This window comes from Thermodesulfitimonas sp. (genome assembly GCF_052743955.1).
The window spans coordinates 1-9,725 of the sequence record NZ_JBRAIN010000070.1 but is presented as its reverse complement, the minus strand read 5'-3'; the positions used below and the strand labels follow the sequence as shown (position 1 = coordinate 9,725).

The 9,725-nt window shown below is 59.6% G+C and carries 12 protein-coding genes; 11 read left to right on the top strand and 1 reads right to left on the bottom strand.

Translation table 11 applies throughout. The features are described from left to right. Positions 1 to 50: 50 nt before the first annotated feature. Genes ACUVTA_RS07010 through ACUVTA_RS06995 form a run of 4 tightly spaced genes read left to right on the top strand, consistent with a single transcriptional unit; the run spans position 51 to position 3,903 of the window. Positions 51 to 758 (top strand): YIP1 family protein, encoded by a 708-nt coding sequence (locus ACUVTA_RS07010; RefSeq protein WP_445952242.1) that lies wholly within the window; start codon positions 51 to 53, stop codon positions 756 to 758. 21 nt (positions 759 to 779) lie between these two features. Continuing rightward, entirely contained in the window at positions 780 to 2,024 is a 1,245-nt protein-coding gene (locus ACUVTA_RS07005) for an efflux RND transporter periplasmic adaptor subunit (protein WP_445952241.1), read from the top strand. Then, a complete protein-coding gene (locus tag ACUVTA_RS07000; protein WP_445952240.1) occupies positions 2,021 to 2,698 on the top strand; it encodes an ABC transporter ATP-binding protein in 678 nt (225 codons plus the stop codon). Before ACUVTA_RS07005 ends, ACUVTA_RS07000 begins: the two co-directional genes overlap by 4 nt. Continuing rightward, positions 2,695 to 3,903 carry an ABC transporter permease gene (locus ACUVTA_RS06995; RefSeq protein ID WP_445952239.1) on the top strand — a complete coding sequence of 403 codons (1,209 nt, stop codon included), beginning with the start codon at positions 2,695 to 2,697 and terminating at the stop codon, positions 3,901 to 3,903. Before ACUVTA_RS07000 ends, ACUVTA_RS06995 begins: the two co-directional genes overlap by 4 nt. A 95-nt stretch (positions 3,904 to 3,998) precedes the next feature. Here ACUVTA_RS06995 and ACUVTA_RS06990 read toward each other — a convergent pair whose 3' ends face one another. Further along, complete coding sequence (locus ACUVTA_RS06990; RefSeq protein WP_445952238.1) at positions 3,999 to 4,553, bottom strand: HPP family protein; 555 nt, start codon at positions 4,551 to 4,553, stop codon at positions 3,999 to 4,001. Positions 4,554 to 4,794: 241 nt separating this feature from the next. Here ACUVTA_RS06990 and tgt point away from each other — a divergent pair, with 241 nt between their 5' ends. The 7 genes from tgt to ACUVTA_RS06955 form a co-directional block, all read left to right on the top strand. After that, complete coding sequence (gene tgt, locus ACUVTA_RS06985) at positions 4,795 to 5,928, top strand: tRNA guanosine(34) transglycosylase Tgt (protein ID WP_445952237.1); 1,134 nt, start codon at positions 4,795 to 4,797, stop codon at positions 5,926 to 5,928. Positions 5,929 to 6,000: 72 nt separating this feature from the next. Then, positions 6,001 to 6,285: a preprotein translocase subunit YajC gene (gene yajC, locus ACUVTA_RS06980; RefSeq protein ID WP_445952236.1), complete on the top strand. Its 285-nt coding sequence runs from the start codon at positions 6,001 to 6,003 to the stop codon at positions 6,283 to 6,285. Positions 6,286 to 6,307: 22 nt separating this feature from the next. Continuing rightward, on the top strand, positions 6,308 to 6,967 hold the full coding sequence (locus ACUVTA_RS06975) for an HD domain-containing protein (protein WP_123931251.1): 660 nt from the start codon (positions 6,308 to 6,310) through the stop codon (positions 6,965 to 6,967). Between the two features lie 18 nt (positions 6,968 to 6,985). Further along, entirely contained in the window at positions 6,986 to 8,227 is a 1,242-nt protein-coding gene (gene secD / locus ACUVTA_RS06970; RefSeq protein WP_445952235.1) for a protein translocase subunit SecD, read from the top strand. 23 nt (positions 8,228 to 8,250) lie between these two features. Beyond that, positions 8,251 to 9,153 carry a protein translocase subunit SecF gene (gene secF, locus ACUVTA_RS06965; RefSeq protein WP_445952234.1) on the top strand — a complete coding sequence of 301 codons (903 nt, stop codon included), beginning with the start codon at positions 8,251 to 8,253 and terminating at the stop codon, positions 9,151 to 9,153. Positions 9,154 to 9,166: 13 nt separating this feature from the next. Next, the gene (locus tag ACUVTA_RS06960) at positions 9,167 to 9,448 is read left to right on the top strand and encodes an ACT domain-containing protein (RefSeq protein ID WP_445952233.1); all 282 of its coding nucleotides are present in this window, start codon (positions 9,167 to 9,169) and stop codon (positions 9,446 to 9,448) included. Positions 9,449 to 9,535: 87 nt separating this feature from the next. Further along, the coding region (locus ACUVTA_RS06955; RefSeq protein ID WP_445952232.1) for a DUF711 family protein at positions 9,536 to 9,725 on the top strand (190 nt) is incomplete at its 3' end.

The window sequence follows — 9,725 nt, the reverse complement described above, 5'->3', positions numbered from 1 at the left end:
AAGGAAATCGTTTGGAGATGGCGAAAGCTTTTGTTTAGGAGGTGGGGCGGATGGCAGGGAAAGACGGGCAGGTGAGCGGTTGGCGAAGGGTGGGGCAACTCCTCTTTTCACCAGGAAAAGTTTTCCCCGAGCTGGCGAAGCAACACTGGCTTAAACCTGCGCTTTTACTTGTAGGTCTGAACTTGCTCCTGGCCGGTATTATCGCGCCGAAAACGGCCGCCTTCGCGGCCTGGCTGGTCAAACAAGGCGCGGCACAGGTGCCGCCGGAAAAGCTGGCGCAGGCGCAGGCGCTGGCACCTAAGGCGGCGGTTAGCGGCCTTTTCGTTGGGGCGTTGGTAGTTCCCTGGGTTACCTGGGTCGTGGTGGCGGCTTTGTTGCAGCTTTTTGCGGCGTTGAGTGCCCGGGGGACTTCGTTTGGGGCGCTCTTTACGGTGGCGGTTTACGGTTACCTGCCGATCTTTCTGCGCATGGTTATCGCCAACCTTTTGTTTCTCGCTATTCCCCTCGAAAACCTTACCCTGCGGCCGCAGCTCAGCCTGGCGGTTTTCTTACCGCCGCAGAAGAGCTTTCTCTACTTTTTCCTTACCAACTGTAGCCCCTTTACTTGGTGGAGCCTGATTCTCTGGGGTGTCGGCGGCGCGGCGGTGATGAAGGCGCAGCCGGGCACCGTGACCGCTTATCTCTTCGCGCTCTGGCTGTTGTTGGCCCTGGCTCTGGCGGGGTTGATCAGCCTGGCGCCTGCACCGCCTAGCGTATAGCGGCTAATAGGGGGGATAATTTTGCGCGGGGCAAGATTCTGGCTGGCGGCGGCCGCTGGGGTGCTGGTGGCGGCGGTCGTGGCGGCCGCCGTCTGGCGCGGGATACACCCGCCGGCAGCGGCGGTTAAAACCGGCGTAGCAGCGGAACGGCTTTTTGAGGATAAGGTGCTCGCCACCGGCAAGGTGGAAGCGATCCGGCAGGCGGCGGTGGTGGCGCCTTTTGCCGCCAGGCTCCTTGAGCTGAAGGTGAAGGAAGGAGATCAGGTTGCGGCCGGGCAGGTGGTAGCGGTATTCGACACGGCCGACGCGGACGACCGGGTAAAAGAGGCCGAGGCGGCGCTCAAGGCGGCGGAGGCGGAGTTGGCGGCGGCGCTTGCCCCGGCGCGACCGGAGGAGGTGGCGCAGGCTGAAGCCGCCCTAAAAGCGGCGGAGGCGGCGGCGCAGGCCGCGCAGAAGCGGGTAGAGCGCTACCGCTACTTGGTTGAACAGGAAGCAGCTTCACCGGCAGAGCTGGAGGCAGCCGAGACCGATTACGCCCGGGCGCAGGCGGAAGTAACGGCGGCGGGGGCGCGGCTGGCCGCGTTGAAAGAGCCGGATTCGCGGCGGATCGCGCCGCTCGAGGCGCGGGTGAACCAGGCGCGGGTGGCGTTAGAGAACGCCCGCCGGATGGTGGCGAAGGGGCGGGTTACGGTGCCGGTTGGTGGCGTTGTGCTTCAGATAGCGGTGAAGGAGGGGGATTTCCTGCAGCCGGGCGCGCCGGTTTTAACGGTGGGCGACCCGGCGGGGCTGCGGGTGGTCGCGGATCTGAGCGAGCAGGACGTGGCGGGCGTGGCGGCCGGGCAGGAGGCAGTGGTTACCTGGGCGGGGTGCCCCGGGAAGACTTGGCGCGGCAAGGTTTCCCGCGTGGCGCCGGCGGTAACGAAGAAGACTGAGCAGCAACAGGCGGAGAACGTAGTGCGGGTTTACATAATACTGGAGGGCGCCGGCTTGCTGCCGGGGGCGACGGTGGACGTGGTGATCCACCGCGTGAAACCCCACCGGGCGGTTGTGGTGCCGAACGACGCGGTGATCAAGGAAGGCGGGCGGCCGGTCGTTTATACCGCAGAAAAAGGTGTGGCGCGGCGGCGGCCGGTCACGTTAGGCGGGGCCAACGAGCTTTATACGGAGATTCGTGCGGGGCTCAGGCCGGACGCCACGGTGATCTTGAACCCCAAAGAAATCAAGGACGGCCAGCCGGTCCGGGCGGTTGGCGGTGCGCAGCCGTGATCAGGGTCGAAGGGCTCACGAAGATTTACGGGCACGGGGAAGCGGCGGTTAAGGCGCTCGATAACGTTACCCTGGAGATCAAGACTGGCGAGTTCGTAGCGGTAATGGGGCCCTCCGGCTCCGGAAAATCGACTTTTTTGAGCATTTTGGGGTGTCTCGAGCGGCCTACTGCGGGGAAGTACTACTTTGACGGGCGCGAAGTCACTTCTCTCGACGAGAATGAACTGGCGGCCCTGCGGAACGAAAGGATCGGCTTTGTTTTTCAGACTTTCAACCTCTTGCCCCGGTTCGATGTGTTGCGGAATGTGGAACTGCCCTTGATTTACGCTGGTGTGCCGCAAAAGGAGCGCCGTGAGCGGGCAACGGCGCTGCTGCGGCGGGTGGGGCTGGAACACCGCCTGAACTACAAGCCCTCCAACATTTCCGGTGGGGAGCAGCAGCGGGTGGCGATCGCGCGGGCGCTGGTCAATGATCCGGCCGTTATCTTGGCTGACGAACCAACGGGAAACTTAGACAGCCGGCGGAGCCACGAGATCATGGCGATCTTCCAGGAGTTGCACGCCGAAGGCCGGACAATTGTGATGGTTACCCACGAACTGGATATCGCTGCCTACGCCCAACGCATCCTTCACTTCCTAGACGGCGTGGTGGTGCGGGAGGAGGCTGCCGGATGAGGATTGAGGACCTTGTCCGGCTGACGGTGGAAAACTTGTTGGCGCACCGGCTGCGGGCGCTGCTCACCACCTTGGGCATCGCGATCGGCATCGCCGCGGTGATCGCGGTGGTGGCGATCGGCCAAGGCGGCCAGGCGGTGCTGTTAGCGGACATTGAACGGATGGGCTCCAGCCGCGCCTTTAACGTTTCGGTGGATGTGCAGCGCGGGGAGGCGCCGACTACCGGTACCTTTACGATGACGGATGTCATTACGATCAAGGAGCTTTCTCCCGCGGTGGCGAAGTTGGCGCCGACCACTTCGGGGATGTTTATCAGCATCCGCCACCCTGGGGAACACGGGAAACCGGTCTATTGCCTGCTTGTCGGCACCACGCCGGATATGACCGCGGTGATGAACCTGCCCCTCGCCGCGGGGCGCTTCTTTTCCGAAGGGGACGTGGCCGGCCACCGCCGGGTGGTGGTGTTAGAAGGTGGACTGGCGGAGACGCTCTTCCCGGAGGGCAACGCAATAGGGAAACAGGTCTTCATCCAGGACACCCCGGCAACGGTGATTGGGGTGACCGAGAAACAGCCGTCGCAGGTCTTCAGCGCGATGGGAATGACTAAGTACGCCTTCGTCCCGATAACCCTCGCCCAGGAAATCTTGAACACACGGGTGATCCACGAGCTGCACGGCGCGGCAGTAAGCGAAGCCGCTGTTCCTCAGGCTATTGCTGATAGCGTCAAGATCCTCCAGCGCCGCCATCCCGGGAGCAGCATCCACTACAAGGGGATGTCGATGAAGGAGGCGGTGGCCCTTTTCGGCAAGGTTACGAGGATCATGACCCTCGTCATCGGTTCGGTGGCGGCGATCGCGCTGGTGGTGGGCGGTGTGGGCGTGATGAATATCATGTTAGTAGCGGTGACGGAGCGCACTCGGGAGATCGGGCTGCTTAAGGCGCTCGGTGCTCGCCGGGCGGATATCTTGAAGCAGTTTTTAGCCGAAGCGGTAGCGCTCTGCCTGGTGGGCGGCTTTTTCGGGGTGATCTTTGGGGCTGGCGGTGCCTACGCGATTGCCCACTTTGCCCAGTGGCCGCCGCTCATCTCCTTCTGGACGGTGCTTTTGGCCTTCGGCTTCGCCGCTATGGTCGGCCTCTTCTTCGGCCTCTACCCGGCCAGCCGCGCGGCCGCTTTGAGCCCTGCTGAAGCGCTGCGCCAGCACTGACCGCCCCTCAAAATGCGGTTGCCGCCAATTAATGCCGTAACCATACTATCAAAAGGGGCAACTTTGGTTTGCTGCATCTGGGCTGCAGTGAACTCCTACGTGGGATCCCTGAGGTGGGGCTTAAAAAAATAGTGAACCAGCGAAAGGACGGCGGCACTGGTGACGATGGCGAGTACCCCGGACGGCGCAAACCCGGTGAGCGCAAAACCCAGGGCGGTACCCGAGGCAGGCGGGTGTTCGGTACCGGTAAGGACCATGACAAAAATAGAGGTACCCACAGCCAGCGCGCAGACAAGAATCGCAGAGAGTCCCGCAGCGTGCGGGATTAGAGCACAGAGGCAGCCGCTGAGAGTACCTACCAGGTGACCGCCGCGAACGTTCCGCGGGCGGGCGGTGACGCTCTGCGGCATGGCGAAAACGATGAAGGTCGAAGCGCCTAAAGAGGCGATAATGACGGCGTGTTCCAGGCTTAGCAGGAGCAAGACCACAAAAACAACCAGAGTAGCGAAAAGACTCTGGAGGAGGTAGTTTTTGACGGCCGGGCCGGGGAAATGGTTTCTTTTGACAGCCGTGGCCTGGCTGCCGACTTCCTGCGGCTTTTCTTGAACGGTTAACTCGTGATGGAGTGGTGAGGCGGTTTCTTGGGACAACAACGTTACCTCCCGGTGGTTGGGATTTTTACTACAAATAGATTTTAATAGGATGTTGTGGCATCTTGTGAGCCCTGATTTGCGTTTTTTTAAGGTAAGGTGACGCTTCTGGAGCACCCCGGACAGGGTTGGCTGGCCGGCAAAATCCTTGACAAAGGAAAAGAGGGGCGGAGAAAATAGGGTTAATGTGTGTAACCGGCCAATGGCAGGTGAATCCTAAGAGTAAAACGGCGGGAAAAAGATGGCGTTGCGTTTTGAGATATTGAAGCAGGACGGTGCGGCGCGCCTGGGCAGGCTTTACACACCACACGGGGTGGTGGATACCCCGGTTTTCATACCGGTGGGGACGCAGGGGACGGTTAAGGCGATGACCCCGGAGGAACTCCGCGCTCTCGGCGCCCAGATGGTTCTGGGTAACACCTACCACCTTTACCTCCGGCCTGGAACGGAAATCATCCGGGAAGCCGGAGGGCTCCACCGGTTTATGCACTGGGACGGTCCCATCCTTACCGACAGCGGTGGTTACCAGGTCTTCAGCCTAGCGCCCTTGCGGCGGCTGACCGCCGAAGGGGTAATCTTCCGCTCGCACCTTGACGGTTTGGAACACCTTTTCACTCCCGAGAAGGTGGTGGCGCTTCAGGAGGCCCTCGGTTCGGATATCGCGATGGTGCTAGATGAGTGCCCGCCTTACCCGGCTTCGCGCGCGGAGGTTACGGCGGCGGTGGCCCGGACGACGGCCTGGGCGGCGCGCTCACTGGCCGCCCAAACTGCGGCCCAGGCTCTTTTCGGCATCGTTCAGGGCGGGATCTACCAGGACCTGCGGGAGCAAAGCGCCCGGGAACTGGTGGCGCTCGACTTTCCCGGCTACGCCATCGGGGGATTGAGCGTGGGCGAACCCAAAGAACTTATGTACCAGGTACTCGATTGGACGGTGCCGCTTTTGCCGCCGGAAAAACCCCGGTATCTTATGGGTGTCGGCCACCCTGACGACATCATCGAAGCGGTCGCACGCGGGGTGGATATGTTCGACTGCGTCCTGCCAACGCGGCTCGGACGACACGGCGGGGCGCTGACGCCTTTTGGCCGGCTCAACATTCGCAACGCCTGCTACGCGCGCGATTTTGGTCCTTTGGTGCCGGGATGTGACTGCTACGCCTGCCAAAATTATAGCCGGGCTTACCTTCACCACCTGGTCCGGGCGGGCGAAATTCTTGGATTGCGGCTGCTTACCACCCACAACCTTTATTTTCTCCTGAAGCTTACGGCAGAAATCCGCGCGGCTGTTGCCTGCGGCGAGTTTGGCCTTCTCCGCGCGCGTTGGCGCGAGCGGCGCGGCGGAAACCGGACGGTGCTGGAGGCAGAAGGTGACGCCTAAAAATTTCTACAGAAAAAAGGATTCGTAAGGCGGAGCGCGAATTAGATTTCGAAGCCAGAAAGGGGGGCAGCAATGAACCAGCAGTTGATTTCGATGCTCTACTTGGTAGGACTCTTTGTCCTGTTTTATTTTCTGCTTATTCGGCCGCAGCAGGTGCGGCAGAAAAGGCACCAGGAAATGATCCGGAATCTCAAAGTAGGTGACCGGGTGATCACCGCTGGTGGTATTTACGGCAGCGTTGTTAAGATAAAAGAAGACTCGGTTATCCTCCGTGTTGCTGATAACGTGCGCATTGAGGTTTTGAAACAGGCTATCGCCCAGGTGGCAGAGAAGGGCAAGGAGAACGCGAGAGATTAAAGGAGCTGGAGCAGGAACAGCAGTGATCAGCCCCAGCGACGTCAAGAAAAACCCAGTAGTGGAGACTTTTATCCGTTACGGTAACCAGTTCCTCGGGGCGATGGGGTACACCGAGCATGGTTTCCGTCACGTAAACTTAGTGGCGACCATCGCCCGCAATATTTTGGAACGCCTCAACTTTCCCCCGCGGGAGGCGGAACTTGCGGCTATTGCGGGGTATCTGCACGATATCGGTAACGTGGTGAGCCGGAACAACCACGGCATTTCCGGGGCCGTCATCGCCTACCGGATTCTAAGCGATATGGGAATGCCGCCGGACGAAGTGGCGTTGGTTATTTCGGCGATCGCCAACCACGAGGAGGAGTACGGCCATCCGGTGAGTAACGTGGCGGCGGCTTTGATCCTCGCGGATAAATCCGACGTGCACCGTTCCCGCGTCCGCAACCCCGACCTTTCAAGTTTCGACATCCACGACCGGGTTAATTACGCTGTGGAACACTCTTTCCTTTGGGTGAAGGAAGAGCGCCGGGTAATCACGCTGGACCTGACAATTGACATTGAGATCTGCCCGGTGATGGAGTACTTCGAGATTTTTTTGACCCGGATGGCGCTCTGCCGCCGGGCGGCCAACTTTTTAAAAGCTGATTTTGAGCTAATGATTAACGGAGCCAAGCTTCTCTAACGTGTAAAAAAGTTTGAGGTGACGCAAGTGCGGTGGGATAAGGTTTTAAAACTCTTAACAGTGGTGGCTGCGGTAGCTTTGGTGGCCTGGTTTGCCCTAAAACCGCCGGTCAAGGTTGCCTGGTTACCGGTTACGAAATTTGTGCGGTTAGGACTCGACCTTAAAGGCGGCGTCCACGTGGTCTTACAGGCGGTCGATACGCCCGAAGCGAAAGTGACGCCCGAGGCGATGAAGCGCGTAATCGGCATCCTGGAGGAGCGGATCAACCGGTTTGGCGTCACCGAGCCGGTGATTCAACAGCAGGGTTCGCGGCGGGTAATCGTGGAGATTGCCGGCGTAAAAGACCCGGACGAGGTGGTGCGAACGCTGATTAAGACCGCCTACCTTGAGTTTAAGACCGAGGGTGGTGAGGTAATCGTCACCGGCCGGGATCTTAAGGAGGCGCGGGAAGCACTTGACCCTCAGTCCAACCAGCCGGAGGTCGATCTGACCTTCAACCCGGTGGGGGCAAAAAAATTCGCCGACGCTACGACGGCTAACGTGAACCGTAAGATTGGCATTTACCTTGACGGGCAGATGGTTCAGAACCCGGTCGTGCAGGAGCCGATCACCAACGGCCGGGCGCGGATTACCGGCTACGCTACCCTGGAGGAGGCCCACCGGGTCGCGGTGCTCCTGCAATCGGGTGCCCTGCCGGTTAAGCTCGAAGTCCTCGAGAAGCGGACGGTGGGGCCAACGCTTGGTGCGGACTCGCTGCACAAGTCGCTTTATGCTGGTGCTGTGGGTCTAATAGCGATCCTGCTCTTTATGGTCCTCTACTACCGGGTGCCGGGGCTCATAGCCGATTTCAGCCTTACCATTTACGCTCTCCTCGTCCTCTTCATCTTTACGGCCTTGAAGGTGACCATGACCCTGCCCGGCATTGCGGGTTACATCTTGAGCTTAGCGATGGCGGTAGACGCGAACATCATCATCTTTGAACGGCTCAAGGAGGAATTGCGAGCGGGGAAAACCCTGCGCGCGGCGATCGACGATGGTTTTAAGCGGGCTTTCGTAGCGATTTTTGATGCCAACCTGACGACAGTTATTGCAGCCCTTGTGCTGTACTATTTCGGCACCGGGCCGATTAAAGGCTTCGCGGTTACCCTGACTATCGGTATCGCGGTCAGTATGTTTACCGCGATTACGATGACCCGGTGGCTCCTGCACTTGGTGGCGGGGACGGGGCTTATCAAGAACCCGAAGCTTTACGGCGCGTGACCTTTCGAGGGGGGTAGAGGCATTTGCGGCTCCACTTTATTCGGTTGCGCTTCATCTGGTACGCTTTGTCGCTTCTCGTTATTCTGCCCGGCATCATCAGTCTGGCTACGCGGGGGCTTAACTTGGGCATCGATTTTACCGGGGGCAGCCTTTTAGACGTTAAGTTCACGCGGGTGGTAGAAACACGGGAGGTGCGCCAGGTTCTTGCGGACTTTGGGCTGGAGAAGAGCCTAATTCAGAAGAGCGGCCCGAACACCTTTATCATCCGGACGCGGGCGCTTGACGAAACTGAAAGCGGCAAGGTAGTGGCGGCGCTCAACAGCCGCTTAGGCGGGATGACGCTGCTCCGAAACGAGAAGGTTGGGCCGGTTATCGGCAAGGAACTGACCCAGAAAGCGATCCTGGCGGTTCTTATCGCCTCTGTACTGATGCTGATTTACATCGCCATCAGGTTCGAGTTCAAGCAGGGTGTGGCGGCGGTGGCGGCGCTGCTACACGATGCCCTTGTGGTTCTCGGCGTTTTTTCCCTTTTTCAGATCGAGGTGGACAGCTCCTTTATAGCGGCGGTCCTGACCATCTTAGGTTACTCGATCAACGACACGATTATCATCTTCGACCGTATTCGAGAGAATATCAAAACCAAGCGGGTACCTGGGCCTTTGGAAGATGTGATCAACGTGAGCATTTGGCAGACGATGGCGCGATCGATTAACACGGTCTTAGCGGTACTCTTTGTGTTGGTGGCGCTTTACCTTTTCGGCGGGAGCACCATCAAGAATTTTGTCCTGGCGCTGATCGTTGGCGTATCGAGTGGTTGCTACAGCTCCATCTGCAACGCCAGCCCGCTCTGGTACGACCTGCGGCGTTTGGGTAAGGAGAAAAAGGCGCCGTCCGGCGGTAAAGTTTCGGCTCGTGCGCGGGCCTGAGAGGCGGTTGGTTATGGAAGGCGCAAAGCGCATCATCGTAACGGTCCTCGGGCGCGACCGGGTGGGAATTATCGCCGGCGTCGCGGGGGTGCTGGCGGCGCATAACGTGAATATTCTCGATATTAGCCAGACGATCCTCCAGGAGTTTTTAGCAATGATCATGATCTGTGATATAAGTCGCGCCACGGTTGATCTTGGCACCCTGAAGGCCCGCCTCGAAGAAAAGGGGGAAGAGCTCGGTGTGCGGATCGATGCGCAGCACGAGGACGCTTTTGTTTATATGCACCGGATCTGAGGAATGTGCGTAGCGGTTATGCGCGTGCAGATCGAGCCGCAGCGGGGGGCGGCTTGTATCATTTAAGGAGGGTGGCGGCACAGAAGTATGTTAACCATTCACGAGATTCTCGAGACGATTAAGATGATCCAGGAAGAAAAGTTGGACATCCGCACCATTACGCTGGGTATCAACCTCCGCGACTGCGCCGATGCGGATCCCCGGGTGGCTTGCCGGAAAATCTACGCTAAAATCACCCGGTGTGCGGCGCGCCTGGTAGCGGTAGGGGAGGAGATTG